Genomic DNA, 25,041 nt, shown 5'->3' on the forward strand with positions numbered 1-25,041 from the left:
AGCGGAAACAACAGGGCGAACGTTCGGGAATCCGTCCGGATCTCTGGGAACGCTAGCGGCCGCTACGCCCGATCTGCCCCGGGAAGCCGGTGGGTTACCCCGAAGCGGTGATCTCGCCCCGTGAGGTGTTTGCCCGGGCCACCGACGGTATTCGGCCGTGGGCCGGGACTGCCCGGTGTGACGGCGCTCGCCGGGCCCCGGCTCCGCTTGAATACGTCGTACCCGACCGGCTTCAGCGGGAACCACCGGCGGCGAGGAGCGGGGAGGTACCCGGACGTGGGGCAGGGAACGGAACAGGGGGCCGCAACCGGGCGCGTGATCGTGGTGATGGGCGTGGCGGGCTCGGGGAAGACGTCCGTGGGCCGGCTGCTCGCGGACGCGCTCGGCCTTCCGTACGCGGAGGGCGATGCGTTCCATTCGGCGGCCAACGTCGCCAAGATGTCCGGGGGCACGCCTCTGGACGACACCGACCGGTGGCCGTGGCTGGACGCCGTCGGGGAGTGGATCGGGGACCGGGCGGGGCGGGGCGGCGGAGTGGTCGCCGCGTCCGCCCTCAAGCGGGCGTACCGCGACCGGTTGCGCGCCGCGGCCCCGGAGGTGGTCTTCGTGCACCTCACCGGGGAGCGCTCGCTGATCGAGGAGCGGTTGGCGGGGCGCACGGGACATTTCATGCCGGCCGCGCTGCTGGACTCCCAGCTCGCCGCGTTGGAGCCGCTGCAGGACGACGAGGCCGGTGTGGTCGTCGATGTCGCCGGTACCCCGGAGCAGGCCGCGCGGCGGGCCGTGACCGCGTTGCGCGCGCCGGCCGCCGAACGTCCCGGCAGCGCTTAGGGATCCTTGCGGCGCAGGGCCGGTCCGGTCGTGCGCCGTGCCCGCCGCCGGGCACCGAGCTGGGCGGCGGCGAGGGTGAACGCGGCGGCCGCGACGGCGCAGCGCTCGGCGAGGGCGGTGACCTCGGTGCCGAGGGGGTCGGTGTGCGGGCCCCGGCGCCCGAGGTCCGCGGCGACGGAGCGCAGCCGCTCGGCGTGCGAGCGCAGTGCGGCGGAGTGGGCGCGAAGGGCGTCGACGGCGGCGGCCGGGCGCGGGCGGACCCTCGGGGTGGCGGGCAGGTGGTTCACGGGGTGCTCCAGGGTGTCGGGGCCGCGCTCACGGGGCGCCGGGCCGGTGGACGAGGCTTGCGGTCACCGGCCCGCGGTAGGCGACGGCCATCGAGGCCTCGGCCGCCACCAGCGGGATCACCCCGGCGGTGTCCTGTTCGGCGGGTCCGCCTTCGGCAGGGACGTCTGCGGCAGGCACGTCTGCGGCAGGCACGTCTGCGGCACGCAGGGCGAAGACGGCGGTGCCGGGGTCGGCGGGACCGCCCGCGCGGGGCGGGGAGCCGATGGTGACGACGTGGGTCACCGTGTAGAGGGCGGTGAAGTCCCGGTCCGCGGCGAGTTCCATGGCGATGGCCCCGCCCTCCCCGCTGCCCACGAGGGCCAGTTCGGTACCCGAGGGCACCGACACGCGTACGATCCGGGCCGCTTCGCGCCGGTGGTGGCCGCTCCCGGCGGCCGGGCCGGACGGGCTCGCGAGCTGGACCACGTGGCGCGGGACTCCGTCGGGACCGGCCACCTGCTGGACGAGGACGGTGCCCGCGGCCCCGATCAGCGCCAGATTGCGGGCGTAGCCGGCCAGGGTGGCGGAGGTGTCGAGCGCGTACGGGTGCGGTCCGGGCGGTCCGGGATGCGGTGGATCGCAAGGCGGCCGGCCGCTTTCGTACCCGCCGCGCGCGGGGGCGGCCCGGACCGGGTCCGGGGCTCCGCTGACCGGGTCGGCCCGGCCGGGACCGCGGCCGAAGAAGGCCCGGAGGGCGGCGCCGAGACCGAGCAGCCGCGGGGCGGGCCGGCTCCGGCCGGTGGCGATCTGCCAGCCGGCGTGATCGTTGAACGGGTTGTCGTCGGTCAGCGCGTCCCAGGCCAGGATGTCGGCGAAGGAGGGGGCCAGCAGGCCGAACGCGCGCTCGGCCCCCCGCTCGCGCAGGACCGCGCGGAACAGCCGGACGGCCTCGCCCTGCCGGTCGTCCTCGACCGCCCGGAACACGGCGGCGGAGTCGGGGTCCGCCAGCAGAGCGGGCTCGGCCTCGCCCGCGGCCCGGATCCTGGTCTTGAGGCCGCAGACCGCGAGGCTGACGGCGAGGCTCTCCCGGCCGGTGAGGATCCCGGCGAGCCACCCGGCCCGGGCCGCGCCCGGGCCGCGCGCCGCCCAGCCGAGGCCCGCAGGGTCGGTGAGGGTGCGCAGCAGGGTGCGCCACGCCAGCCGGTGGCTGCCGCCGCGGCCGAGCGCGGTGACGGGCAGGCGGCCGCCGAGGGCGAGTCGGGAGGCGTACCGGGCGGCCTCGGCCACGGCGTCGGCGGCCTCGGCCAGCTCCCGGCACAGGGCGCGCAGCAGTTCGGCGTCCTCGGTGGTGGACGCGTGGGTCGGGGCGTCGGACATGGGCACCTCGGTGGTCGGATCCGGCGGCGGGCTCCGGCGAAGGCGTTCGCCGGCGGGCTCTCTACGGCCGCGGCGGCGGCCGGAGCGGCGGCCTCGCCGGCGCTGGGAGCGACGGCCTCACCGGCGGGCGAGCCGCAGCCGGATCCCCCGCGGGTCGAGGGTCGCGGGCAGCGGCCCCATCGGGTCCAGGGCGGGCCGCCCGTCCCGGAGCCGGTGTCCGCGCAGTACCTCCGCGCAGAAGGCGGCCACGACGAGCAGGCCCAGCTGGTCGCCGGGGCAGCGTCCGGCTCCGTGGCTGAAGGGGGCCATCCGGATGTCCTGGTGGGCCCCGTGGGACGACCACCGCCCGGGAACGAAGACGTGCGCGGCCGGCATGTGTTCGGGGTCGCGCTGGTGGAACAGGACGGGCAGCAGCACGGCGGTCCCTGCGGGGTGGCGCACACCGCGCCACTCGGTCTCGGCGCGGGTGACCCGGATCAGGTCCGGCACCACCGGGTAGAGCCGCAGCGATTCCCGGACGCAGGCCCGCAGCCGGGGCAGTTCGCCCGAGGCCGCGTCGGCCCCCCGGGCCTCGGCGGCGGCCACGTCCTGCTCGGCGGGATGCGCCGCGAGCAGCAGCAGCGTGCGCAGCAGGGTGGCGGGGACGGTGTCCATGGCCTGGAGCCACTGCCGGGCCTGGCCGGCGGGGTCGGGGGCGCCGGCGGGGCCGGTGTGCCGGCGGGCCCGCCCGACGAGGGTGTACGGCTCGGCGTCGGCGGCGTACCGCTCGATGCGGGCGGCGGTCTTGCCGGACAGTTCACGCAGGGCGCGCGGGAGCCCTCCGTGCCGGCCCGGCCGGCCGCCCCCGCCCCGCAACCGGCGGATCCAGCCGGCCAGTTCCTCGTCGTCCGCGGCCGCGTCACCGAGCACCATCCGGCGGCCGGCCCGGGCGACGGGGTGCCGGGCGAGGGCGAGCCGAAGGGTTCCGGGGGCGGTGAACTGCCGGGCCTCCTCGGCGATGACGGTGAGGAACGGCCCGTACGAGGGGTGGACGGTGGTGCCGGGTGCGAGGGCGGCGTCGTTGATGCCGGCCCGGTCGGCGCGGACCGGGCCGGCCGGCGGCACGGGTCCGGGGCCCTCGCGGGGGCCGGGCGGGTCCACGGCGAGGGCGGTGACGGGTTCCGCGTAGAACTGGTGCAGGTCCTGCGGGTCGAGGATGACGAGCAGCGTTCCGGACAGGCCGCGGACGAGTACGGGCGCCCCGCCGTGCCGGGCGCGCATGGCCCGCAGGGTGGCGGCGGACCAGTGCGGCCGGGTGAGGGCGTTCCAGGGCCGGGCCGTGTGCGGGCGGCGGCTCGCGAAGCCGCGCACGAGCTCCGGCAGGGCGTGGGTGGCGGCGAAGCGGACCGTCTCGGCCCGTCCGGCCCTGGCGGGCTGCCCGGCTCCGGCCTCGGCCGGACGGCCGGCCGCCGTGGTCGACTGGGTCATTGCCGGGACCACCTTGCCTGTTCGGGCGGGCTCCCGGGGGTGGCGGAGCGCCGCAGCCGTGGTTCAACGGTCGGTGACATCGGGATCACCGTACGTCGGAGGTGGTGGGTGCGCGCTCCGGGTGCGCTACGGGAGTGGAGCCGTCCCGGGGAGCCGCCGGGCGGTGAACGCCGTCTCGCGGAAGGCCGTGGCGGACGGGCCGCCCGGGGAGGCGGGGACGAGCACCGCCCAGCGGCGTCGGCGGGGCGAGAGCCACAGGGCCGGGCCGTCACCGTGGGTCCAGACGCCGGAGGGCGCCGGGCGCCAGAGGAGGCCGCGGGCCGGGGTGAGTTCCCCGGTACGGATGCGCAGCGACTCGGCGGTCCAGGCGCGGGGCACCGGGTGGTCGGCGGTGGAGAGCAGGTGGCGCAGGAACCGGGCGAGGTCGGCCGCGGTGCTGTGCAGGGCGGCGCCGGTGAAGCGGGTGCGGGTCATGCCGAGGGGTCGCCAGACGCGGGCCGGGGCGTGCTCGGCGAGCGGTCCGCCGCAGAGGTGTTCGGCGAGCCGGGTCAGGACGGGGACGCCGCCGGAGCGGGTGAGGAGGTGGTGGGCGGTGCTGCCGTCGGGTGCCTCGGCCCCGTGGACGGCGAGGGGCCCGTAGGAGGCGAGGGGTCCGGGCCGGCCGAGGGGCTCGTATGAGGCGGGGGGCCCGTGGGCGGTGAGGGGCCCGTAAGCCGTGAGGGGCCCGTAAACCGTGAGGGGGGTGTGCAGCGCCAGCTCGCCCTGGGCGACCAGGGCGCCGATGACGGGCCAGAGCGCCAGTACGGCGGCGAGCCCGCTGACGTCGAGGCCTCCGTCCTGGTCGCCGCCGGCGGCGAGGGCGTGATCGGGGCCTCCGACGGCCCAGACGGCATCGGGGCCGGCCGCCCGGGCCAGGGCCCGCTGCCACGCCGCCGAGTCCTCTTCCGGCCCGGCCTGGTCCGCCTGCTCGCTCCGCAGCGTCATGGTCGGCCACGCTAGCGGGCCGCCGCTCCGCTCCCCTCGGCGGACTCCGGCGCGCCCGGCCGCTCCACCCGGATGCCGGTACGACTATCCGCATGCGCCCCGGTCCGCGGGTCCCGGAAGGGGTGGCCGGGCCGGGTGGCCTTTCGGGGGCCGGCGGGTCAGCCTGGGGGCATGACCGCACCTGCTGAGCCACCGCCCGAGCCGTCCGCCGACGTGCCGGGGAAGCAGGGGCGGCCGGTTCCGCCACCGGGCGGGTCCGGCGTCCCCGACGTCCCGCTCCGCTCCGGACGGGGCCGGTGGATCCTGCTCACCACGGTGCTCGGGTCGAGCATGGCGCTGCTGGACTCAACGGTGGTCAACGTCGCGCTCCCGCGGATCGGCCGGGATCTCGACGCCGACCTCGCGGTGCTCCAGTGGACGGTGAACGCCTATCTGCTGACCCTCGCCGGACTGATCCTGGTCGGCGGGGCGCTCGGGGACCGCTTCGGGCGCCGGCGGATCTTCGTGCTGGGCGTGGTGTGGTTCGCCGTCGGTTCCCTGCTGTGCGGCATCGCGCCGAACGAAGGCGTGCTGATCGCCTCCCGCGCCCTCCAGGGCATCGGCGGGGCTCTGCTGACGCCCGGTTCGCTGGCCCTGATCCAGGGTTCGATCCGGGCCGACGACCGGGCGCGGGCGATCGGCCTGTGGTCCGGGCTGGGCGGGGTGGGGGCGGCCGTGGGCCCGTTCCTCGGCGGGTGGCTGGTCGACGGGCCCGGCTGGCGCTGGGTGTTCCTGATCAACGTGCCGGTGGCGGCGCTGTGCGTACCGGTGGCGCTGAGACACGTACCGGAGTCGCGCGACCCGCAGGCGCACGGGCGGTTCGACGTGGCGGGCGCCCTGATCGGGGCGGGGGCGCTGGGCCTGCTCACCTACGCGCTGATCGAGGCGCGCAACGGCACGGCGCTGGTCTTCGCCGCGGCGGTGGGCGGGCTGCTGCTGGGGGCCCTGTTCGTCTACGTCGAGCGGCACCGGGAGTATCCGATGGTGCCGCCGTCGATCTTCGCGTCCCGGCAGTTCACCGCCGTCAACCTCGTCACCCTGTGCGTGTACGCGGCGTTCGGCGGCTTCTTCTTCCTCGTGGTGCTCCAGCTCCAGGTGGTCGTCGGGTACTCGGCGCTCGCCGCCGGGGCCGCGCTGCTGCCGACCACCGTGCTGATGCTGTTGCTGTCGGCGCGCGCGGGGGCGCTCGGGGAGCGGATCGGGCCGCGCCTGCCGCTGACGGTGGGCCCGCTGCTGTGCGCGGGCGGGATGGTGCTGATGCTGCGCGTCGGGCCGGGCGCCTCGTACCCGGCGGACGTGCTGCCCGCGCTGATCGTGATGGGGATGGGGATGGTGACCCTGGTGGCTCCGCTGACGGCGACGGTGCTGGCTTCGGTGGACCCCGGCCGGGCGGGGCTGGCCAGCGGCATCAACAACGCCGCCGCGCGGGCGGCGGGGCTGCTCGCGGTGGCGGCGCTGCCGCTGCTGGCGGGGATGGGTCCCGACTCCTACCTCTCCGCGCCGGCTTTCGACGCGGCTTTCGGGCGGGCCATGCTGTGGTGCGCGGGGATCCTCGTGGCGGGGTCGGTCCTGGCGTGGGCGACCGTACGCAATCCGGCGCCCGCGGCGTGCCACCCGCTGTGCCGTACCTGCTGCGGGGTGACCTCGCCGCCGCTGGAACCGCCGCGTGCGGCGGAGCGGTGAGGGCTTGGCACCGCGATGTGCTGGAGTGCGACGGCCGACCTGACGGCGGGCGCCGTCATCACCGCTGTGGGAGCCGCGTGTGTGGTCCGCGTCCGGCGGGCCCGCGATCTGCCCGTCGCCGCGCTGCCGCTGTTGCTCGGTGTGCACCAGCTGCTGGAGGCCGCCGTCTGGGATGCGGGCGGGGGCCGTGGCGTCGCCGCCACCGCGTGGGCGGTGGTCGCCCTGCCGGTGCTGCCGGTGTGGGTGTCGCCGGGGGTGCTGCTGGCCGCCGGGCCGGGGGCTCCGCGGCGGCTGTGGGGTCCGGTGGCCGTCGGTCTCGCCGCGGCCGGGGTCCTGGCGTACTGTCTGGCCACCCGGCCGGTGTCGGCGCGGATCCGGGGTCATGCCGTCGGCTACGGCGTCGACGTGCCGTACCCGGCGCTGGTCCTGGCCGGCTATCTGTTCGCCACGCTGGGGGCCCTGCTGCTGACCGGTGACCGCCGGCTGCGGCTGCTCGGGGCGGTGCTGGCCGTCGGCGCGCTGGTCTGCGCGGGGCTGTGGCGGCTGGAGTTCGCCTCCACCTGGTGCGCCTTCGCGGCGGTGGCGTCGGGGCTGGTGCTCGGGTGGGTGCGCCGACGCCGCTGAGCCGTCACTGGTTGCGGGCGCCGAGGACGAAGAGCAGGTAGACGAAGGCGGCGAAGAGGTGGCCCACGAAGAGGTAGGCGACCAGCCGGATGACCAGGCCGCGCGGGAACTTGGACTCGATCCGCTTGAGCACGCTCAGGGGCTGTTCGGGCGGGGTGTGGGGCATGGCGCGGCTCCTCGGTCAGCGGCGGTCGGTGGTCGCCCCGCCGAGGCACAGCCCGGCGAGGCTGCTCTGCAGCAGGGTGTGGACGAACAGCAGGTCGGCGCCGGCGGGGGTGGCCGCGCCGATCCGGTGCGGGGTGAGCGAGTCGAAGTGCGCGCTGTCGCCCGGCTCCAGCAGGTGCCCGGTCTCGCCCAGGTGCAGCCGGAGCGTGCCGGTGAGCACGTACAGCCACTCCTCGCCGGGGTGGACGCGGACCAGCTCGCCCTGCCCGCGGCCGGCCGGGACGTGTACCCGCAGCGCCTGCATGCCGCGGCCGGAGCCGCCGGCCTGCCAGTACGTCCAGCCGTCCGCCTCGCGGGCCCCGGGTCCGCCCGCCCGTACGATGGGATCGGCCACGGCCGGGGTCTCGCCGAGCAGCTCGGAGACGGTCGTGCCGTAGGTGCGGGCGAGACCGAGGAGCAGCGGCAGCGAGGGCTGTCGCCGGCCGGTCTCCAGCCGGGACAGGTGGGCGGGCGAGAGCCGGGCCCGGGCGGCGGCGGCTTCCAGGGTGAGCCCGGCGCGGCGGCGCAGCTCGCGCAGCTGCGGAGCGACGGCGGGCAGTTCTTCGCCCCCGGGCGCTGCGTCGGCGCCGTGGGCAGGACCGGTTGTCATGCCCCGATTGAGCCAGACATTTGCCGCTGGGGCAATTCTCCTTGCCTCTGAGGCAAAAGGGCTGGCTCAGTCCGTCCGGTCGCCGAGCACCGTCTCCACGGTGTCCGCCTCCTGCGCGTTCTTGTCCGGGCGGTGCCGCAGCACCCGTGCGAAGCGCAGCGCGACGCCGGCCGGGTAGCGCGGGGAGCGCTGCAAGCCGTCGTAGGCGATCTCCACCACCAGCTCGGGCCGCACCCACACCGTGTAACCGTCTTCGCGCACCGCGAGTTCCCGCAGCCGCTCGGTCTGCCAGCGGAGCATCTCGTCGGTGAGACCCTTGAAGGTCTTGCCGAGCATCGCGAAGCTGCCGTCGGCGGCCCGCGCGCCGAGGTGCAGGTTGGACAGCAGGCCGGTGCGCCGCCCGTGGCCCCATTCGGCGGCGAGTACGACCAGGTCGAGGGTGTGCACCGGTTTCACCTTGAGCCACTGTCTGCCGCGCCGCCCGGCGGCGTAGGGCGAGTCGAGGGCCTTGACCATCACGCCCTCGTGCCCGCGGCGCAGCGCTTCGGCCGCGAACGCCTCGGCGTCGGCCGACTGCGTGCCGGGGTCGTCGACGACCAGCCGGCGCACCCGGGAGTGCTCGGGCACCAACCGCGCGAGCACCGCGTACCGGTCGCCGACCGGGAGGTCGAGCAGGACGTCGTCGCCTGCGGCCAGGACGTCGAAGAAGTAGGCGCTGACGGGGAGGGTCTGACGGGCGGTGGCCACGTCCAGCCGGGAGCTGACCCGGCTCGCGATCTCCTGGAAGGGGACCGGACGGCCGTCGGCGCCCTCCCCGATGACCTCGCCGTCGAGGATGAACCGGTCGCCGGGCAGCTCCCGGGCCGCGTCGGCCACCTCGGGGAGCCGGCTGGTGATCTCGTCCAGGGAGCGGGTGTAGATCCGTACGTCGTCGCCCGTGCGGTGGACCTGGACGCGGATGCCGTCCAGCTTCTCCTCGACGGCGCAGGGGCCGAGCGCGGCAACCGCTTCGGCGACCGAGGGGGCGGTGCCCGCGAGCATCGGCTGGACGGGCTGCCCGACGCGCAGCGTCACGCCCCGCAGGGCTTCGGCGCCCTCGGCCAAGGCCGCGGCCCCGACCCGAAGCAGCGAACCGTCCAGCATCACGGCGCGGCGCAGGGCCGCGGCGGGCACCCCTGCGGCGGCGGCCACGCCTTCCAGCGCGACGGCGTCCAGGGCGCCCTGGCGGACCTCGCCGGACAGCAGGCTGCGCAGGAACCGCTGTTCGGGCTCGGTGGCGGCGCCGAGCAGGCCGTCGAGGAGGCGGCGCCGCTCGGCTTGCGAGCCCGCGCCGGAGACTCCGGCCAGGCGGGTCACGGCCCGGTCGACGTCACTGACCGTGAGGGTGGGCCGGTCGGCGGGCGCGGTCTCCCGGCCGAGGGTGCTCCAGCCGATGCCGGGGCGTCCCTGCGGGAGCCGTCCGGCGAGGTACGCGATCACCAGCGCGGCCTCTTCGGGCGGTGCGGCGCCGAACAGCTCCGCGAGCAGGGCGGTCTTGCGGGAGCGGGCGGAGGTCTCGGCGACCTCCCGGGACACGCGAGCGACCTCGGCCAGCAGCATGCGGACCATAGTGCCGCCGCGCGGCGTCCCGCGCAGGTCGGGGCGTGACGGCGGGCGGGGACGGCGTGCGGGGAGGCCGCGTACCGCGAGTGCGGTATCCAGGGCCGCCGGTGTAGTCCTTGAGGACGTCCCGGGCTCAGCCTGAGGGCGCTCAGGTACTACGGGGCCGGACCCGTAGGGTTCCCGTATGAAGCTCCGACTCCCACGGCGCCGCCGGGACCGCCTCCTCGCCGGCGCGGCCGCGGTCGCCGTCCTGGCGGGGACCGGCACGGTGACGGCCCTGGCCTCCGCCGACGGGCCGGCGGTGCACCGCCTGGACCAAGTGGTGCAGATGCCCGGCGCCGGGATCGACATCTCCTACTTCACCGCCGGCGAGGGAGAGCGGGGCCCGGGCAACCGTCCCGCCGTGCTGCTCGGCCACGGCTTCGGCGGCAGCAAGGACGACGTCCGCGTGCAGGCGGAGCGGCTGGCCCGCGCCGGGTACGCCGTGCTGACCTGGTCGGCGCGCGGTTTCGGCCGCTCGGGCGGCCGGATCGGGCTGAACGACCCGGACTACGAGGTCAAGGACGTCTCGCGGCTCATCGACTGGCTCGCCCGGCGCCCGGAAGTCCGGCTCGACGGGGCCGGCGACCCGCGCGTCGGGGTGGCCGGGGCCTCCTACGGCGGCGCGGCGGCGCTCCTGGCCGCCGGGTACGACCGCCGCGTGGACGCCATCGCCCCGCAGATCGCGTACTGGAACCTCGCCGATTCCCTCTTCCCGAACGGCGTGTTCAAGAAGCTGTGGGCCGGGGTCTTCTTCACCACCGGTACGGCGCAGGCCCCGACGCCCGGCCGGCCGCCCGCCGACCCAGCGGCCACCGCCAGCGCCAGCGCCACCGGCTGCGGACGGTTCCAGCCGGAGCTGTGCGCGATGTACGAGCGGGTCGCGGTGTCCGGGAAGCCCGACGCCGGGGCACGAGCGCTGCTGGAGCGGCGCAGCCCGTCCGCCGTGGGCGACAGGATCAAGGTGCCGGCCCTGATCGTGCAGGGCCAGGACGACTCCCTGTTCCCGCTGGACCAGGCCGACGCGATGGCCGGGGCGATAGCCGCCAACGGGGCGCCGGTGGCGGTGGACTGGGCCGCGGGCGGCCACGACGGCGGCCTGCGCGAGGCGGGCCGGATCGAGAGCCGGGTGACGGCCTGGTTCGACCGGTACCTCAAGGGCGAAGCGGGCGCGGCCGCCGGTCCCGCGTTCCGGGTCTCGCGTTCGGGCGGCCTGGACTCCACGGACGGCGCCGTGCGGCTGCGCGGTGCGAGCGGCGACGCCTACCCGGGGCTGACCTCCGGCCCGCGCCGGTTCGCCCTCGCCGGCCGGGAGCAGGGCTTCGCCAACCCGGCCGGCGCGAGCCCGCCGTCGCTGTCCTCGCTGCCCGGCGTCGGCGGACAGCTCGCCGCCTTCGGAGCCGGGCTGTCGCTGGACTTCCCCGGGCAGAACGCCCGGTTCGAGTCGCAGCCGCTGAGCGAGGGGGTACGGATCACCGGGACCCCGACCGTCCGCCTGAGGGTGCGGTCGACGGCGGCGGACGGTTCGGCGGTGCTGTTCGGCAAGGTGTACGACGTCGGGCCCGACGGGCGGCAGGCGGTGCTGCCGAGTCAGCTGGTGGCGCCGGTGCGGGTGACGGACGCGGGGCAGGGCCGGAGCGTGGAGCTGCGGCTCCCCGCCGTCGACCACGCCGTCGAGGCCGGGCACCGGCTGCGGCTGGTGGTGGCGGCCACGGACCTGGGTTACGCCTCCCCCGTCGAGCCCGCCGCGTACACCGTTGCGGTGGAGGGGCCGTTGGCGGTGCCCGTCGCCGACGGGGTCAGGACCTCGGCGGGCGCGCTGCCCGCCTGGACCTGGTGGCTGCCGCTCGCGGCGGTGGCGCTGGCCGCTGGACTGTTGGTGGTCCGCAGGACCGGCGGGGGCCGCGGCGGGAGCGGGCCGGGCACACCGCAGCCCGACCCCGCACTGGCCGACGTACCACTGGAGATCACCGGGCTGACGAAGCGCTACGCCAAGGCTCGCGACCGGTACGCGGTGCGGGACCTGTCGTTCCGGGTGGAGCAGGGTCAGGTGCTCGGTCTGCTCGGGCCCAACGGCGCCGGGAAGACCACCACCTTGCGGATGCTGATGGGGCTGATCCGCCCGGACGCCGGGGAGATCCGGGTGTTCGGGCACCCGGTGCGGGAGGGGTCCCCGGTGCTGTCGCGGGTCGGGGCCTTCGTGGAAGGCGCCGGTTTCCTGCCGCACCTGACGGGCCGGGCCAATCTGGAGCTGTACTGGCAGGCCACCGGCCGGCCGGCCGAGGACGCGCACATGGCTGAGGCGCTGGAGATCGCCGGGCTCGGTGACGCCCTGGAGCGGGCGGTGCGGACGTACTCGCAGGGCATGCGGCAGCGGCTCGCGATCGCCCAGGCCATGCTGGGGATGCCGGACCTGCTGATCCTGGACGAGCCGACGAATGGTCTGGACCCGCCGCAGATCCGGGAGATGCGGGACGTCATGATCCGGTACGCGGCCGGCGGGCGGACCGTCATCGTCTCCAGCCACCTGCTGTCGGAGGTCGAGCAGTCGTGCACGCACCTGGTGGTCATGGACCGCGGGCGGCTCGTGCGGGCGGGCGAGGTCGCGGAGATCACCGGCGGCGGGGACACCCTGCTGGTGACGCTGGCCGGACCGGTGGACGAGGGCGTGGTCGGCAAGGTGGCCGCGCTGGAGGGAGTGGGCTCCGTGCTGGCCGCCGATGCGGGGCTGCTCGTACGGCTCGACGGCGCGAGCGCCGCCGGGCTGATCGCCGAACTGGTCCGGCTGGAGCTGCCGGTGTCCGCGGTGGGGCCGCACCGGCGGCTCGAGGACGCGTTCTTGACCCTGATCGGAGGTGCGGCATGACGGCGGTCGTGGAAACGGCCCCCGGGTACCGGCCCGGGCGGACGCTCCCGCTGCGCGTGGAGGCGCTGCGGCAGTGGCGCAGGCGGCGGACACTGGTCATGGGCGGGGTGCTGGCGGCGCTGCCCTTCGTGATGATCATCGCGTTCGCGGTGGGCGGCGGCCAGGACGGCGGCCGGGCCGGCGGCGACGGGCGGGTCACGCTCATCGACACCGCCACCGCCTCGGGCGCGAACTTCGCCGCGACCTGCCTGTTCGTGTCGGCGGGCTTCCTGCTGGTGGTGCCGGTGGCCCTGTTCTGCGGGGACACGGTGGCGTCGGAGGCGAGCTGGTCCTCGCTGCGCTACCTGCTGGCCTCGCCGGTGCCGAGGGCGCGGCTGCTGTGGAGCAAGCTGGTGGTCGCGCTGGGGTTCAGCCTGGCGGCGATGGTGCTGCTGCCGGTGGTGGCGCTGGCCGCGGGCACGGCCGCGTACGGGTGGGGGCCGCTGAAACTCCCCACGGGGGGCGCGCTGGCCGCCGGTGACGCGGTACCGCGGCTGGCGCTGGCCGTCGCCTTCGTCTTCGTGTCGCAACTGGTGACGGCGGGGCTGGCGTTCTGGCTGTCGACGCGGACCGACGCGCCGCTGGGCGCGGTGGGCGGGGCCGTCGGGCTGACCATCGTCGGGAACGTGCTGGACGCGGTGACCGCGCTCGGCTCCTGGCGGGAGTTCCTGCCCGCCCACTGGCAGTTCGCCTGGGCGGACGCGCTCCAGCCGCAGCTGGAGTGGGGCGGGATGGTCAAGGGTGCGGCGGTGTCGGTGTCGTACGCGGTGGTGCTGTTCGCCCTCGCGTTCGGGGGGTTCGCCCGCAAGGACATCGTGTCCTGAGCGCGTCGCGGGGAGCCGTCGAGGACCGGGGTCTTCGACGGCTCCCGCATGCGCGGCGGGCTCAGGCGACGGCGTCGATCTCCGCGAGCAGCTCCGCTTCCAGCGGGCGGTCGGCGACGGCCGCGTTGGCGCGGACCTGCTCGGGGGACGTGGCGCCGGCGATGACCGAGGCGCAGCCGGGCTGGGCGGACAGCCAGCCGATGGCGAGTTCCAGGACGGTGCGGCCGTACTTCTCGGCGATCGCGGCGAGGGCCTCTACGGTGTCGAGCCGCTCCTCGGTGAGGTACGCGTCGCGCCCTTCGAGGCGGGAGCCGGGCGGGACGGGCGCCCCCCGGCGGATCTTGCCCGTGAGCAGGCCGTTGGCGAGGGGGAAGTAGGGCAGGACGCCGACTCCGTAGTGGAGGGCGGCCGGGACGAGGTCCCGTTCGGCGGCGCGCTGGAGCAGCGACCATTCGTTCTGCGCCGATACGAAGGGGGTTGCTCCGGTCTCGCGGGCGACGTGGGCGGCTTCGGCGAGCTGCCAGCCGCTGAGGTTGGAGTGGCCGATGTAGCGGACCTTGCCCTCGGTGACGAGTTCGCCGAGCGCGGCGAGCGTCTCGGCGACGGGGACGGCCGGGTCCGGGCTGTGCAGCTGGTAGAGGTCGATGTGGTCGGTCTCCAGGCGGCGCAACGACTCCTCGACGGCTCGCCGGACGTAGGCGCGGCCGCCGCGCGACCCGGCGGCGGGCCCGTAGCCCATGTCGACGCCCTGGAAGCCGAACTTGGTGGCGAGCACGACCCGGTCGCGGCGGCCCTTGAGGGCCTGGCCCAGGTGGCGTTCGGAGCCGCCGGCCCCGCCGTAGATGTCGGCGGTGTCGAGCAGGGTGATGCCCGCGTCGAGTGCGGCGTCCACGACGGCGCGGGTGGCCCGCGCGTCGAGGCGGCCGCCGAAGTTGTTGCAGCCGAGGCCGACGGCGGAGACCAGGAGCCCTGAATTGCCCAGGGGGAGATAGCGCATACGGGTTCTTCCTCCACACTCGTCCGGCACGTGATGGATCAAGCCGGCAGTCTACGCACCGGCCTGGGGCTCGGGACCCCGGCACCTTCCCGGTGCGGCAGCCTGGTGCCATGTCGAACTTCTTCCGCGGCGGCTCCGGCCGCGTCCTGGACCTGGGCAACAGCGCGACCGCCGTCTTCGTCGACGTACTGGTCCTGGCCGTGTCCACGCTCGCCCGGGAGCCGTGGCACTTCCGCTTCGCCGCCCTGCTGACGCTCCAGGACCAGAGCGTGATGGGGCGGGGCGCGGTCGGCTTCGACCTCGGCGGTCTCGACTGGGGTGACACGCCGCGCGAGCGGGCGGCGGCGAAGGACTTCCTGCTCCGCGTCGTCGATCTGGCGCTCGGCCGGCACCGGTGGGAGGAGCTTTCCTACGAGCCCGCGCGCGCGGAGGGCTACCTGCTGGAGTTCCGCTCCCTGGTCGAGGGGTTCGCCCCCGAAAGCGCCGACTCCCCGGAGCGGAAGGTGATGCCGGACGCGGACGAGGCGGCGTGCGCCTCGTGCGTACGCCACCGGGTGCTGGACGCACTGCCCTGGTGGCAGGGGTGCGTCTTCTGTACGGCGGGGTGCTGACCGACGGGCCTATGCGATGCGGGCCGCGCCCGGTGACGGGGTGGCCGGGGTGATGCGGGGCGGGGTGTGGCCGGCCCGGACGAACGCGTCCGTCACGGCCCGCGCCACCGCCGGTTCGGCTTCCGCGTCGATCAGGGCCAGGGCGGAGCCGCCGAAGCCGCCTCCCGTCATCCGGGCACCGTACGCGCCCGCCGCGTTCGCGGTGGCCACGGCGAGGTCCAGCTCCGGGCAGGACACCGCGTAGTCGTCGCGCAGGGAGGCGTGGCCCTCGGTGAGCAGGGGGCCGGTCTCGCGCAGCCGTCCGGCGCCGAGCAGGGCGCCGACGCGCAGGACGCGTTCGTTCTCGGTGACGACGTGCCGGACCCGCTGTCGTGCGACCGGATCGTCCAGGCGGCCCAGCGCCCGGTCCAGCTCCCCGTACGGGAGGTCGCGCAGCGCCGGCAGGCCCAGGCGGGCTGCGGCCCGGTGGCAGGAGGCCCGGCGTTCGGCGTAGGCCCCGTCGGCGAGGTCGTGCTTGACCCGGGTGTCGATGACCAGGAGGCGCAGGCCCGCCGCCGCGCAGTCGAAGGGGATGTGGCGGTGTTCGGGGCCTCGGGTGTCCAGGCGCAGGACGTGGCCTTCGGTGGCGCAGGCGGAGGCCGTCTGGTCCATGATCCCGCAGGGCACGCCGACGTACGCGTTCTCGGCGCGGCGGGCGAGCGCGGCCAGTTCGGGGCGGGTGAGCGCGAGCCCGTACAGCTCGGCGAGGGCCAGGGCGGTGGCCACCTCCAGTGCGGCGGAGGAGGAGAGCCCGGCGCCGGCCGGTACGTCCGACCGTACGTGGAGGTCCGCGCCGCCGACCGGGAGCCCCGCCTCCCGCAGCGCCCAGGCCACCCCGGCCGGGTAGCCGGCCCAGGCGTCGGCGCCCTGCGGCCGGCGGGCCGGGTCGAGGGCGGCGAGGTCGAGGGTGACCGCTCGGGTGGGGGTCGCGGCGGAGTGCAGCCGCAGCAGGCCGTCGGGGCGCGCGGCGGCGGCCACCTCGGTCCGGTGCGGGAGGGCGAAGGGCAGGGCGAAGCCGTCGTTGTAGTCGGTGTGTTCGCCGATCAGGTTGACCCTGCCGGGGGCCGCCCAGACCCCGTGCGGCCGGCGTCCGTACAGGTCGTGGAATTCGCGCGCCGTCGCGTTCACGGGCTCGCCACCTCGCGCAGCCGCGCGGCCGCGTCCTCGGGCCGGACGTCGTTCATGAAGGCCTCCATGCCGGATTCGGTTCCGGCGAGGTACTTGAGCTTGTCGGCGGCGCGCCGGACGGTGAACAGCTCCAGGTGCAGCGCGAAGTCGTCGCGGTCGCGGCCCGGGTCGGTGGGGGCCTGGTGCCAGGCGGAGATGTACGGGGTCGGTTCGGGGCGCTCGAAGAGCCGGTCGAAGCGGCGCAGCAGCTCCAGGTAGAGGCGGGGGAACTCGGCGCGGGCGTCGTCGCCGAGGGCGGGCAGGTCGGGTACGCGGTGGCGCGGGTAGAGGTGCACTTCGTAGGGCCAGCGCGCGGCGTAGGGGACGAAGGCGCTCCAGTGCTCCCCTTCGAGGACCACCCGGCCGCCGTCGGCCAGTTCGCGGGCCAGTACGTCCTCGAAGAGGTTGCCTCCGGTGCGCTCGCGGTGGGCGGCGACGTTGGCGAGCATGCGGGTGGTGCGCGGGGTGACGTAGGGGAAGGCGTAGATCTGGCCGTGCGGGTGGGCGAGGGTCACGCCGGTCTCGGCGCCCCGGTTCTCGAAGCAGTAGACCTGCCGGATGCCGTCGCGGGCGGACAGTTCGGCCGTGCGGTCCGTCCAGGCGGCCAGGACCAGGGCGGCGCGGTCCTCGTCCAGTTCGGCGAAGGAGGTCCCGTGGTCGGGGGTGAAGCAGATGACCTCGCAGCGGCCGGTGTCTCCGGCGAGGGAGGGGTACCGGTTCTCGAAGACGGCCACCTCGTAGTCGGGGGCGGGGATCTCGCTGGTCCGGCCGGGCGCGGTGGGGCAGAGCGGACAGGCGTCGGCCGGCGGCAGGTGGGTGCGGCCCTGACGGTGGGAGGCGATGACGACGGCGTCGCCGAGCAGCGGGTCGCGGCGCACCTCGGAGGTGGTGGCGTGCGCGGACGCGTCGAGTGCGCGGGTGTCGGGGAAGGCGCGCGCGGCGCCGTCTCCGGTGTCGTAGTAGAGGATCTCGCGGCCGTCGGCGAGCCGGGCGGCGGTGCGCTTCACGTAAGGGCCTTCTCTCACTGGAGGGTGACGACCGTGGGGCGGCCGAGGTCGGGCTGGTCGCGCAGGGGCAGTTCGGCGCCGGGGTGCTCCAGTTCGAGGACGACGAGCTCGTTCTCGCCGGTCCGCCAGAGGGGCGCGGGGGCGTAGAGGGTGCGCTGCGGGCCGCGCGGAGTGTCGTAGTGGCCGAGGAGGAAGCCGTTCAGCCACAGCAGGCCGGTCCCCCAGTCTCGGACGTCCACGAAGGCGTCGGCCGGGCCGGTGGGCAGGGTGTGGGTGAAGCGGTGGAAGGCGGGGTGGCCCGCTCGCGGGGCTTCGGCTGACCACCGCAGTGCGGTGAGGCCGGTCAGCGGCAGGGGCCGTATCTCCCACTCGAACAGGTGCTGGTGGCCATGGCGGACGCCGCGCCAGATGCCCTTGCGGTCGTCCAGGAGCGGCCCGTAGTTGACCCGGCCCTGTGCGCGGACGAGGACGTCGAGGACGACGCCGCCTTCGCCGACCGGGAGGTCGATGCCGTCGTCGGGGGTGTTGCGGTCGAGGGTGCCGAGGGGGCGGCCGTCGGCGAACAGGTAGGCGCGGTCGCCGAGGCCGTCGATGCGTACGGGCATGGCGGGGCGGGGGCCGGTGACGGTGGTGCGGTAGTGGATCAGGCCGTGGGCCTGGCCGAGTTTCTCCATGGGCTCGGGCGCGGGGCGCTCGATGGGCTCACCGCCGAGGAGCGGGAGGTGGGCGAGGAGCGGCGCGGCGCCGGCGGGGGTGGCGAGGGCCGGTGCGATGCGGGGCGGGGGTGCGGGCAGCGGGCCGTCCGGGAGGGGTGCGTACCTGCCGATGACCTCGCGGAAGGCGTGGAACTTCGGGGTGAGTTCACCGGCTTCACCGATCGGCGCGTCGTAGTCGTAACTGGTGGTGGTGGGCTGGTAGCCGGGGTCGCCGGGGCGTGAGCCGGTGTGGTTGGCGCCGGCCCAGAAGCCGAAGTTGGTCCCGCCGTGGGCCATGTAGAGGTTGACGGAGGCTCCGGTGGCGAGGAGTTCGTCCAGCGATCGCGCCGCTTCCTCGGCGGAGCGGACGTGGTGCTCTTCGCCCCAGTGGTCGAACCAGCCGATCCAGAACTCCATGGCGGCGAGCGGGCCGGTCCGCTGGTAGCGGCGCAGGTGCGCGAGGCGCTCGGCCGGTTCGGCCCCGAACGTGGCCGTGGCGAGCCGGCCGGGGAGCATGCCGCCTTGGAGCATGGCGTCCTCGGGGCCGTCTGCGGTGAACAGGAGGCAGTCGACGCCACGTTCGGTCAGGGCCCGCTCGATGTGCGCCCGGTAGCGGGCGTCGTTGCCGTACGAGCCGTACTCGTTCTCGATCTGCACGGCGACGACCGGGCCGCCGCGGCCGGCGAGGAGGGGCAGCAGTTCGGGGACGACGGCGTCGAACCAGCCGTCCACCTCGGCCTGGAAGCGGGGGTCGGAGCAGCGCAGGTGCAGACCGTCGAGGGCGAGCAGGCGGGCGGGCAGACCGCCGAAGTCCCATTCGGCGCAGATGTAGGGGCCGGGGCGGACGATGGCGTCGAGGCCGAGGTCCTGGGCGAGGGTGAGGAACCGGGCGAGGTCGCGGGGGCCGGTGAAGTCGGCCTTGCCGGGGGCGGTCTCGTGGAAGTTCCAGGGGACGTAGGTGTCCACGGTGTTGACGCCCAGGGCGCGGAGCCGGGTGAGCCGGTCCTCCCACAGGCCGGGGTGGACCCGGAAGTAGTGCAGGGCCCCCGAGACGATGCGGTGGGGGCGGCCTGCGCGCCGGAATCCGTCCTGGTCGTACGTGAGCATGGCGCGGGCTCCCGGGAGAGGTCGAGATGCTGGCGTGGAAGGCGGGTCGCCCGCCGAATATATGAACGTCCCGCCCGCGCCGTCAATGACTGGTTGAACGCCTTCGATCGAATCGATCGTTTCGATTCTCTATGATGGGCGGGGACCGGCCGCGGGAGCACTGCGGACGACCGCGACCGCAGGGGGATGACCTTGAGACCACACGTCGACCAGCGCCAGGCGCAGGTGCTCGCGCTCGTCCGGGAGCGGGGCAGCGTGCGCGTCGCGGACCTGGCCCGGGAGCTCGGCATCTCGCCGGTGACGTTGCGGCGGGACATCGAGGCGATGGCGGCCCGGGGCGAGATCCACCGGATGCACGGGGTGATCAGCCGGGTGGAGCACCGGCCGGCCGAGGCGTCGCCCGGCCGGTCCCCGGAACGGCCGGGCGGCCGGGCGGGGCTGGTGATCGGGATGGTGGTGCCGACCACCGAGTACTACTACGCCGATGTCGTGCGGGGCGCCCGGGAGGTGGTCGAGGCGCGGGGGGCGCGGCTGACGGTCGGCCTGACCCGGTACCTGCCGGGCGAGGACCGCACCCAGGCGGACCGGCTGCTGTCCACCGGGGCGGACGGACTGCTGCTGACGCCGAACTGGGAGGCGGGTTCGCCCGGTCCCGGGGAAGGGGCCTGGACGGCCGGGCTCGCGGTGCCGACGGTGCTGGTGGAGCGGTGGGCCCCGGCCGGGCATCCGGCGGCCGCGCTGGACCGGGTGGGCTCGGACCACGCGCACGGGGCGGCGCTGGCGGTGCAGCACCTGGTGGAGCGGGGGCACCGGCGGATCGCGCTGGCCAGCCAGCAGACGCCGACGACGGCGCGGCTGCGCTCGGGGTACGAGGCGGCCGTGGCGGCGCTCGGGCTGGTGCCGGCTCCGCCGTGGCCGGCGACCGGCTCGGCGGAGCCGCTGTCGGTGGCGGACCGGTTCGCGCGGACGCTGGACTACCTGTGCGAGGCGGTCACGGCGGGCGGGGTGAGCGCCGCCCTGATCCACAGCGACACGGACGCCATCATGCTGATCCCGCGGCTCCAGGCGCGCGGGGTGCGGGTGCCGGAGGACCTGGCGGTGATCACGTACGACGACGAGGTGGCGGGGCTGGCCGACGTACCACTGTCGGCGGTGGCACCGGCGAAGCGGGAGGTCGGCGCGCGGGCGGCCGGGCTGCTGCTGGCCCGACTGACGGAGGCCGGGACGGAGCAGCCCGGCCAGCACCTGGAACTGCTGCCGCGGCTGACGATCCGTTCGTGAGGACCGGGATCGCCGGGAGGCCGGCGGCCACCGCACCCGAATGATTGTTTTGATCGAGTTGCGCATTCGCTCTTGACGATGTGCATGTACGCGCAAAAGATGGGCCGCGTTCTCCCATCCGCCGCGTCCAGCGGTCGTCCGTAGGAGCCGAACCATGCCGCGCAGCTTCCGCCTGCCCTCCATCCCACCGGCGCCGGGACCCCGGCGCCCGAGCCGGCTGGCCCGTGTCGCCCTCACCGCCCCGGCCGCGTCGCTGGTCCTGCTCGCCACGGCATGCGGCGGTGGGCAGGCCGCGCCGGAGCCGGGACCTGCGGGCGCGGCGAAGGCGCCGGTGACGGTGACGGTGACGTACTGGTCCTCCTCGGCGGGCGCACAGCAGACCGCCGACGCCTTCAACAAGACGCACCCGGGCATCCAGGTGAGGTTCTCGGCGGTACCGGGCGGCCCTGACGGGGCGGCGAAACTGGCGAACGGGGTCAAGGGCGGGAACGCGCCTGACGTCGCGACGATGGACTACTCGGCGCTCCCGGAGTTCGCGAGCGGCGGCAACCTGGAGGATCTGAGCGGGACGTCCGGCGCGCTCGTCGCCGAAAAGTTCCCGACGGCGCTCCGGTCCCTGGTGGAACTGGGCGGCAAGACCTGGGCGGTGCCCTTCGACGTGACCGCGCTCGAACTCTTCTACCGCAAGGACATCTTCGAGAAGTACGCGGTGCCCGTGCCGACGACGTGGAACGAGTACCGGGCGGCGGCGGAGAAGATCCACCAGGCCGACCCCTCCGTGAGGATCACGAAGATGGGCGGCGGTGATCCGGCGGTGCTGGCGGGGCTGTCGTGGCAGGCGGGCGCCAAGTGGTACGGGACGCAGGGCGACAAGTGGAAGGTAGCCATCGATGACCCCGCCTCGAGGAGGGTGGCCGAGTACTGGAACGGGCTGATGGCGTCCGGGGCCGCCTCGAAGACCCCGCTGTGGGGCGAGGGCGAGGCGAAGGAACGTTCCTCCGGGCAGGTCGCGACCATCATCGGCGCCGCCTGGACGGCCGGCACCTTCCTGGCGAACTACCCGGACCTGAAAGGCAAGTGGGGCATCGCCCCGCTGCCGACTTGGGACGGCAGAGCGGCGACCGGGATGTACGGGGGCACCTCGTACATCGTGCCCAAGGGCAGCAAGCAGGCGAAGGCGGCCGCCGAGTTCATCCGCTGGGTGACCACCGAACCGGAGGCGATGCGGGCCCGGCTGAGCTCGCTCAAGTCCCCGAGCAGCGCGCTGCCCGCCAACCCGGAGATGCGGGCGGAGGCGGCGAAGCTGTTCGACGCCTCGTACTTCGAGGGGCAGGACCCGTACGCCGTGGCGGGTGCGGCGGCAGCCACGATCGTGCCCGGCTGGACCTGGGGGCCGGCCCAGCTCCAGGTGAACGCGGCGCAGAACGCGGCCGGGCCGGACCTCGTCAAGGCCTTGTCCGAGGGACAGTCGGCCGCCGAGAAGGCCATCAAGGACCGCGGCCTGGGGCTGGCCGGCTGATGCCCACCGCCCCCACCCCGCCCGTGAACGGCGCCGGCCGCGCGCAGGCTCCGGCCCGCCGGCCCCTGGGCCGGCGGCTCTCACCGGCGCACGGAGCGGGAGCCCGCCCGGTAGCGGGAGCCCGCCACGAGGGCGGCGCCGGCGCCACGGTGACCGCCCCGGGGGCCGACGCCCGCGGTCGCCGCCACGGACCCTCGACCGGGCCGTCCGCCCCGCCGGGTGGCGGCGCCCGGGGCGACCGGACGCCCGGGCGGGGCGCCGCCACCCTCTTCATGGCGCCGTTCTTCGTCCTCTTCGCGCTCGTCACCGTCGCCCCCGTCGGCTACGCGGCCTGGCTGAGCCTCTTCCACGACGAACAGTCCGGGCTGGGTTTCGGAGGCACCGAACGGATCTTCAGCGGGGCCGGGAACTACACCAAGGCGCTCACCGATCCGCTCTTCCTGGCCTCCTTCCGCCACATCGCCGTCTACTGCCTCCTGTACATCCCCGTCATGGTCGGCGGCGCCCTCGTCCTCGCCCTGCTGCTCGACTCCGCCCTCGCCCGCGCGAGGCCCTTCTTCCAGATCGCCTTCTACCTGCCGCACGCCGTGCCCGGTCTCATCTCGGCGGTCATCTGGCTCTACCTCTACACACCCGGCCTGAGCCCCGTCCTCGACGTGCTCGACAAGGCCGGCCTGTCCTGGAACTTCTTCGGCCGCGACGAGGCCCTGCTGTCCGTGGTCAACATCTCGGCCTGGCAGTGGATGGGCTACAACATGATCATCTTCTTTGCCGGGCTCCAGGCCGTCCCCCGCGAAACCCTGGAGGCCGCCACCATGGACGGCGCCGGCGCGCTGCGCACCGCCTTCCAGATCAAGGTACCGAGCATCAAACCGACCGTCGTACTGACCGTCCTGTTCACCTGCGTGGGCGCCGTCCAGCTCTTCGACGCCCCTCAGCTGCTCCAGCTGCGCGCCACCGAGATGGGCGAGTCGTGGTCCCCGACCATGTACATCTACAGCGCCGCCTTCAAGAGCCACGACTACGGACTGGCGGCAGCGAGCGCGCTGCTCCTCGCCCTGATCGCCGGCGCCGCCTCCTACGTCGTGACCAGGCTCGGCAACCGCTGGAGGACCGCATGACCACCACTCTGGCCCCCAGCTCCCCGCGCCGTCGCCCCGGGAACCGCTCCGGCACCCCCTCCCGCATCCGCCCACGGGTCCTTTCGCGCACCGCCGTCAACGCCGCGCTCCTGCTCGTCGCCGGCTACACCCTGATGCCCCTGGCCTGGCTGGTGCTGGCCGCGACCAAGAGCCGCCGGGACCTCTTCGCCACCGAGCCGTACTCCCCCGGCCACTTCAACCTCCTCACCAACCTCGGCGACGTCTTCACGTACGACGACGGCATCTTCGGGCGCTGGTTCGGCAACAGCCTCCTGTACACCGTGGCCGGCTCGACCCTCTCGGCCCTGATCAGCCTGGCCTGCGGTTACGCCTTCCACGCCTACGAGTTCCGCCACAAGGAACGGCTCTTCGGCGTGGTCCTCGCCGGGGTGCTCGTACCGGCCACCGTCCTCCAGCTCCCCCTCTACCTGATGGCATCGGCCGCCGGGGCCGTCAACACGTACTGGGCCTACCTGGTGCCCGCCCTCGTCAATCCCTTCGGCGTCTACCTGGCCCGTGTCTTCGCCGAGGGCTACGTCCCGGACGAGGTACTGGCCGCCGCCCGCGTCGACGGGGCGGGTGAACTGCGCCTCTTCGCCCACGTGTCGCTGCCGATGCTGTGGCCGGGCTTTGTGACGATCTTCCTGTTCACCTTCACGGCCATCTGGAACAACTTCTACGGGGCCCTGACCATGCTGAACGACGAGCGGCTCTATCCCGTCAGTCTGGGCCTGTTCATGTGGAACCGCAGTGTCTACCAGCAACCCGAGCTGTACCCGCTCGTCATCACCGGCTCTCTCGTCGCCGTCGTCCCGCTCGTGCTCGCCTTTCTCGGCCTCCAGCGCTTCTGGCGCTCGGGGCTCACCGCAGGAGCCGTCAAGTGACCCCTCCCCCCTCGTATCCGGTGCGGCGCCCGGCCACGGTCCTCGCCATGAGCCACGGGACCCGCGCGGCCGTACTCAGCGGCCGGACGCTGCCCGAGCTCACCCGCGTCGCCGACCTCGACCCCGAGCTGCTGCTCACCGACTTCGGTGACGACGACCCGGCGCTCGGCCGTCGCCTCGCCGAGACCGAGGTGCTGTTCACCAGCTGGGGCTGCCCGCCCCTCGATGCCCGCGCACTGGAGCGGATGCCCCGGTTGCGTGCCGTCGTGCACGCCGCGGGCAGCGTCAAGCACCATGTGACCCCCGCCTGCTGGGACCGTGGCCTGCTGGTCTCCAGCGCCGCCGCCGCCAACGCCGTGCCGGTCGCCGAGTACACGCTCGCCGCCATCCTGTTCAGCAACAAGCGGGTGCTGGATTCCGCGCACGCCTACCGCTCGGCGCGCGGCCCCATGGACCTGCTGGGCCGCTATCCGGCCGTCGGCAACTACCGCCGCACCGTCGGCCTCATCGGCGCCTCCCTCATCGGGCGTCGGGTCCTGGAGCTGCTGCGCCCCTTCGACCTGCGGGTACTGGTGCACGACCCGTACGCCGACCCGGCCGAGATCACCGCGCTGGGCGGCGAGGCCTGCGCCCTCGGCCAACTGCTGCGCCGCAGCGACGTAGTGAGCCTGCACGCGCCCGCGCTGCCCCGGACCCGCCACCTCCTGGACGCCGCCCGGCTGGCACTGATGCCGGACGGTGCCACGTTGATCAACACCGCACGTGGTTCGCTCGTGGACACCGGGGCGCTGACCGAGGAACTGGTCAGCGGACGGCTGCACGCCGTGCTCGACCACACGGAGCCCGAGGTATTGCCCCCCGGATCGCCGCTCTTCGACCTGCCGAACGTGCTCCTCACCCCCCATGTGGCCGGTTCGCTGGGCGGGGAGCTGGACCGTCTGGCCACCACGGCCGTCGGGGAGCTGGAGCGCTATGCCCACGGCCTGGCCTTCCGCTACCCCGTCGACCCGGCCCGGCTGGCCTACTCGGCCTGAGCGGCGCCGCCCGGCCGCGCAGGCCGGCTCCGACAGGAGGCTGCCCCGGGCCGGGCCGGCGTGGGCCTCAAGGCCTGCCCTCGCCCTTCGCGGGACGCGGTG

At 75.0% G+C, this 25,041-nt stretch carries 22 protein-coding genes; 11 read left to right on the forward strand and 11 right to left on the reverse strand.

What is annotated here, in order from left to right; all coding sequences use genetic code 11:
- Nucleotides 1-327: 327 nt before the first annotated feature.
- The gene (locus ACWGH1_RS16665; protein ID WP_453356049.1) at nucleotides 328-831 is read left to right on the forward strand and encodes a gluconokinase; all 504 of its coding nucleotides are present in this window, start codon (nucleotides 328-330) and stop codon (nucleotides 829-831) included.
- Here ACWGH1_RS16665 and ACWGH1_RS16670 read toward each other — a convergent pair.
- The 4 genes from ACWGH1_RS16670 to ACWGH1_RS16685 all read right to left on the reverse strand — a co-directional run bounded on the left by ACWGH1_RS16670 (nucleotide 828) and on the right by ACWGH1_RS16685 (nucleotide 4,926).
- Nucleotides 828-1,118 (reverse strand): hypothetical protein, encoded by a 291-nt coding sequence (locus tag ACWGH1_RS16670; RefSeq protein WP_453408762.1) that lies wholly within the window; start codon nucleotides 1,116-1,118, stop codon nucleotides 828-830. The genes ACWGH1_RS16665 and ACWGH1_RS16670 overlap by 4 nt on opposite strands.
- A gap of 28 nt (nucleotides 1,119-1,146) precedes the next feature.
- On the reverse strand, nucleotides 1,147-2,475 hold the full coding sequence (locus tag ACWGH1_RS16675) for a hypothetical protein (RefSeq protein ID WP_453408763.1): 1,329 nt from the start codon (nucleotides 2,473-2,475) through the stop codon (nucleotides 1,147-1,149).
- A 117-nt stretch (nucleotides 2,476-2,592) separates the two neighbouring features.
- Complete coding sequence (locus tag ACWGH1_RS16680; protein WP_453408764.1) at nucleotides 2,593-3,942, reverse strand: cytochrome P450; 1,350 nt, start codon at nucleotides 3,940-3,942, stop codon at nucleotides 2,593-2,595.
- 126 nt (nucleotides 3,943-4,068) lie between these two features.
- Nucleotides 4,069-4,926, reverse strand: a complete 858-nt coding sequence (locus ACWGH1_RS16685) for a hypothetical protein (protein ID WP_453408765.1) — start codon at nucleotides 4,924-4,926, stop codon at nucleotides 4,069-4,071.
- A gap of 171 nt (nucleotides 4,927-5,097) precedes the next feature.
- On the opposite strand from ACWGH1_RS16685, the gene ACWGH1_RS16690 reads away from it, so the two are divergent.
- Both ACWGH1_RS16690 and ACWGH1_RS16695 read left to right on the forward strand, forming a co-directional pair.
- On the forward strand, nucleotides 5,098-6,648 hold the full coding sequence (locus ACWGH1_RS16690) for an MFS transporter (protein WP_453408766.1): 1,551 nt from the start codon (nucleotides 5,098-5,100) through the stop codon (nucleotides 6,646-6,648).
- A gap of 15 nt (nucleotides 6,649-6,663) precedes the next feature.
- Complete coding sequence (locus ACWGH1_RS16695; protein ID WP_453352500.1) at nucleotides 6,664-7,272, forward strand: DUF6629 family protein; 609 nt, start codon at nucleotides 6,664-6,666, stop codon at nucleotides 7,270-7,272.
- 4 nt (nucleotides 7,273-7,276) lie between these two features.
- On the opposite strand, the gene ACWGH1_RS16700 is transcribed toward ACWGH1_RS16695, so the two are convergent.
- The 3 genes from ACWGH1_RS16700 to ACWGH1_RS16710 form a co-directional block, all read right to left on the reverse strand.
- On the reverse strand, nucleotides 7,277-7,438 hold the full coding sequence (locus ACWGH1_RS16700; protein ID WP_453352499.1) for a DUF6126 family protein: 162 nt from the start codon (nucleotides 7,436-7,438) through the stop codon (nucleotides 7,277-7,279).
- 15 nt (nucleotides 7,439-7,453) lie between these two features.
- Nucleotides 7,454-8,086 (reverse strand): helix-turn-helix domain-containing protein, encoded by a 633-nt coding sequence (locus ACWGH1_RS16705; protein ID WP_453352498.1) that lies wholly within the window; start codon nucleotides 8,084-8,086, stop codon nucleotides 7,454-7,456.
- 66 nt (nucleotides 8,087-8,152) lie between these two features.
- Nucleotides 8,153-9,685: an ATP-dependent DNA ligase gene (locus ACWGH1_RS16710; protein WP_453352497.1), complete on the reverse strand. Its 1,533-nt coding sequence runs from the start codon at nucleotides 9,683-9,685 to the stop codon at nucleotides 8,153-8,155.
- Nucleotides 9,686-9,872: 187 nt separating this feature from the next.
- On the opposite strand from ACWGH1_RS16710, the gene ACWGH1_RS16715 reads away from it, so the two are divergent.
- Together ACWGH1_RS16715 and ACWGH1_RS16720 are read left to right on the forward strand one after the other, a co-directional pair.
- Entirely contained in the window at nucleotides 9,873-12,593 is a 2,721-nt protein-coding gene (locus ACWGH1_RS16715; RefSeq protein WP_453352496.1) for an alpha/beta fold hydrolase, read from the forward strand.
- A complete protein-coding gene (locus ACWGH1_RS16720; protein WP_453352495.1) occupies nucleotides 12,590-13,456 on the forward strand; it encodes an ABC transporter permease in 867 nt (288 codons plus the stop codon). The genes ACWGH1_RS16715 and ACWGH1_RS16720 overlap by 4 nt, the downstream gene beginning before the upstream one ends.
- A gap of 61 nt (nucleotides 13,457-13,517) precedes the next feature.
- Here ACWGH1_RS16720 and ACWGH1_RS16725 read toward each other — a convergent pair whose 3' ends face one another.
- Nucleotides 13,518-14,453 carry an aldo/keto reductase gene (locus ACWGH1_RS16725; protein WP_453352494.1) on the reverse strand — a complete coding sequence of 312 codons (936 nt, stop codon included), beginning with the start codon at nucleotides 14,451-14,453 and terminating at the stop codon, nucleotides 13,518-13,520.
- Between the two features lie 110 nt (nucleotides 14,454-14,563).
- On the opposite strand from ACWGH1_RS16725, the gene ACWGH1_RS16730 reads away from it, so the two are divergent.
- Complete coding sequence (locus ACWGH1_RS16730; RefSeq protein WP_453352493.1) at nucleotides 14,564-15,064, forward strand: hypothetical protein; 501 nt, start codon at nucleotides 14,564-14,566, stop codon at nucleotides 15,062-15,064.
- A gap of 9 nt (nucleotides 15,065-15,073) precedes the next feature.
- Here ACWGH1_RS16730 and galK read toward each other — a convergent pair whose 3' ends face one another.
- The 3 genes from galK to ACWGH1_RS16745 are packed head-to-tail and all read right to left on the reverse strand — an operon-like array spanning nucleotide 15,074 to nucleotide 19,079.
- Nucleotides 15,074-16,231: a galactokinase gene (gene galK / locus ACWGH1_RS16735; RefSeq protein ID WP_453352492.1), complete on the reverse strand. Its 1,158-nt coding sequence runs from the start codon at nucleotides 16,229-16,231 to the stop codon at nucleotides 15,074-15,076.
- Nucleotides 16,228-17,277 carry a galactose-1-phosphate uridylyltransferase gene (galT, locus tag ACWGH1_RS16740; protein ID WP_453352491.1) on the reverse strand — a complete coding sequence of 350 codons (1,050 nt, stop codon included), beginning with the start codon at nucleotides 17,275-17,277 and terminating at the stop codon, nucleotides 16,228-16,230. Before galT ends, galK begins: the two co-directional genes overlap by 4 nt.
- A gap of 14 nt (nucleotides 17,278-17,291) precedes the next feature.
- Nucleotides 17,292-19,079, reverse strand: coding sequence for a glycoside hydrolase family 35 protein (locus ACWGH1_RS16745; RefSeq protein WP_453352490.1), 1,788 nt, complete (start codon nucleotides 19,077-19,079; stop codon nucleotides 17,292-17,294).
- 192 nt (nucleotides 19,080-19,271) lie between these two features.
- Between ACWGH1_RS16745 and ACWGH1_RS16750 the strand changes: the two genes are divergently transcribed.
- The 5 genes from ACWGH1_RS16750 (at nucleotide 19,272) to ACWGH1_RS16770 (ending at nucleotide 24,939) form a co-directional block, all read left to right on the forward strand.
- Entirely contained in the window at nucleotides 19,272-20,360 is a 1,089-nt protein-coding gene (locus ACWGH1_RS16750; protein ID WP_453408769.1) for a substrate-binding domain-containing protein, read from the forward strand.
- 154 nt (nucleotides 20,361-20,514) lie between these two features.
- The gene (locus tag ACWGH1_RS16755) at nucleotides 20,515-21,879 is read left to right on the forward strand and encodes an ABC transporter substrate-binding protein (RefSeq protein ID WP_453408767.1); all 1,365 of its coding nucleotides are present in this window, start codon (nucleotides 20,515-20,517) and stop codon (nucleotides 21,877-21,879) included.
- A 272-nt stretch (nucleotides 21,880-22,151) separates the two neighbouring features.
- A complete protein-coding gene (locus tag ACWGH1_RS16760) occupies nucleotides 22,152-23,000 on the forward strand; it encodes a carbohydrate ABC transporter permease (RefSeq protein WP_453408770.1) in 849 nt (282 codons plus the stop codon).
- Nucleotides 22,997-23,905 (forward strand): carbohydrate ABC transporter permease, encoded by a 909-nt coding sequence (locus ACWGH1_RS16765; RefSeq protein ID WP_453353223.1) that lies wholly within the window; start codon nucleotides 22,997-22,999, stop codon nucleotides 23,903-23,905. Before ACWGH1_RS16760 ends, ACWGH1_RS16765 begins: the two co-directional genes overlap by 4 nt.
- A 47-nt stretch (nucleotides 23,906-23,952) precedes the next feature.
- Nucleotides 23,953-24,939: a hydroxyacid dehydrogenase gene (locus ACWGH1_RS16770; RefSeq protein ID WP_453353225.1), complete on the forward strand. Its 987-nt coding sequence runs from the start codon at nucleotides 23,953-23,955 to the stop codon at nucleotides 24,937-24,939.
- Nucleotides 24,940-25,041 lie beyond the last annotated feature (102 nt).

Source organism: Streptomyces sp. NPDC054883 (assembly GCF_053610645.1).

Excerpts from the sequence above, each read along its gene's own strand:
- ACWGH1_RS16710 (WP_453352497.1), bottom strand. The coding sequence starts at position 9,685 with ATGCTGCTGGCCGAGGTCGCTCGCGTGTCCCGGGAGGTCGCCGAGACC.
- ACWGH1_RS16755 (WP_453408767.1), top strand. The coding sequence starts at position 20,515 with ATGCCGCGCAGCTTCCGCCTGCCCTCCATCCCACCGGCGCCGGGACCC.
- ACWGH1_RS16675 (WP_453408763.1), bottom strand. The coding sequence starts at position 2,475 with ATGTCCGACGCCCCGACCCACGCGTCCACCACCGAGGACGCCGAACTG.
- ACWGH1_RS16765 (WP_453353223.1), top strand. The coding sequence starts at position 22,997 with ATGACCACCACTCTGGCCCCCAGCTCCCCGCGCCGTCGCCCCGGGAAC.
- ACWGH1_RS16720 (WP_453352495.1), top strand. The coding sequence starts at position 12,590 with ATGACGGCGGTCGTGGAAACGGCCCCCGGGTACCGGCCCGGGCGGACG.
- ACWGH1_RS16705 (WP_453352498.1), bottom strand. The coding sequence starts at position 8,086 with ATGACAACCGGTCCTGCCCACGGCGCCGACGCAGCGCCCGGGGGCGAA.
- ACWGH1_RS16725 (WP_453352494.1), bottom strand. The coding sequence starts at position 14,453 with ATGCGCTATCTCCCCCTGGGCAATTCAGGGCTCCTGGTCTCCGCCGTC.
- ACWGH1_RS16770 (WP_453353225.1), top strand. The coding sequence starts at position 23,953 with ATGAGCCACGGGACCCGCGCGGCCGTACTCAGCGGCCGGACGCTGCCC.
- ACWGH1_RS16715 (WP_453352496.1), top strand. The coding sequence starts at position 9,873 with ATGAAGCTCCGACTCCCACGGCGCCGCCGGGACCGCCTCCTCGCCGGC.
- ACWGH1_RS16665 (WP_453356049.1), top strand. The coding sequence starts at position 328 with ATGGGCGTGGCGGGCTCGGGGAAGACGTCCGTGGGCCGGCTGCTCGCG.
- ACWGH1_RS16685 (WP_453408765.1), bottom strand. The coding sequence starts at position 4,926 with ATGACGCTGCGGAGCGAGCAGGCGGACCAGGCCGGGCCGGAAGAGGAC.
- ACWGH1_RS16745 (WP_453352490.1), bottom strand. The coding sequence starts at position 19,079 with ATGCTCACGTACGACCAGGACGGATTCCGGCGCGCAGGCCGCCCCCAC.
- ACWGH1_RS16680 (WP_453408764.1), bottom strand. The coding sequence starts at position 3,942 with ATGACCCAGTCGACCACGGCGGCCGGCCGTCCGGCCGAGGCCGGAGCC.
- ACWGH1_RS16700 (WP_453352499.1), bottom strand. The coding sequence starts at position 7,438 with ATGCCCCACACCCCGCCCGAACAGCCCCTGAGCGTGCTCAAGCGGATC.
- ACWGH1_RS16760 (WP_453408770.1), top strand. The coding sequence starts at position 22,152 with ATGGCGCCGTTCTTCGTCCTCTTCGCGCTCGTCACCGTCGCCCCCGTC.
- ACWGH1_RS16730 (WP_453352493.1), top strand. The coding sequence starts at position 14,564 with ATGTCGAACTTCTTCCGCGGCGGCTCCGGCCGCGTCCTGGACCTGGGC.
- ACWGH1_RS16690 (WP_453408766.1), top strand. The coding sequence starts at position 5,098 with ATGACCGCACCTGCTGAGCCACCGCCCGAGCCGTCCGCCGACGTGCCG.
- ACWGH1_RS16695 (WP_453352500.1), top strand. The coding sequence starts at position 6,664 with ATGTGCTGGAGTGCGACGGCCGACCTGACGGCGGGCGCCGTCATCACC.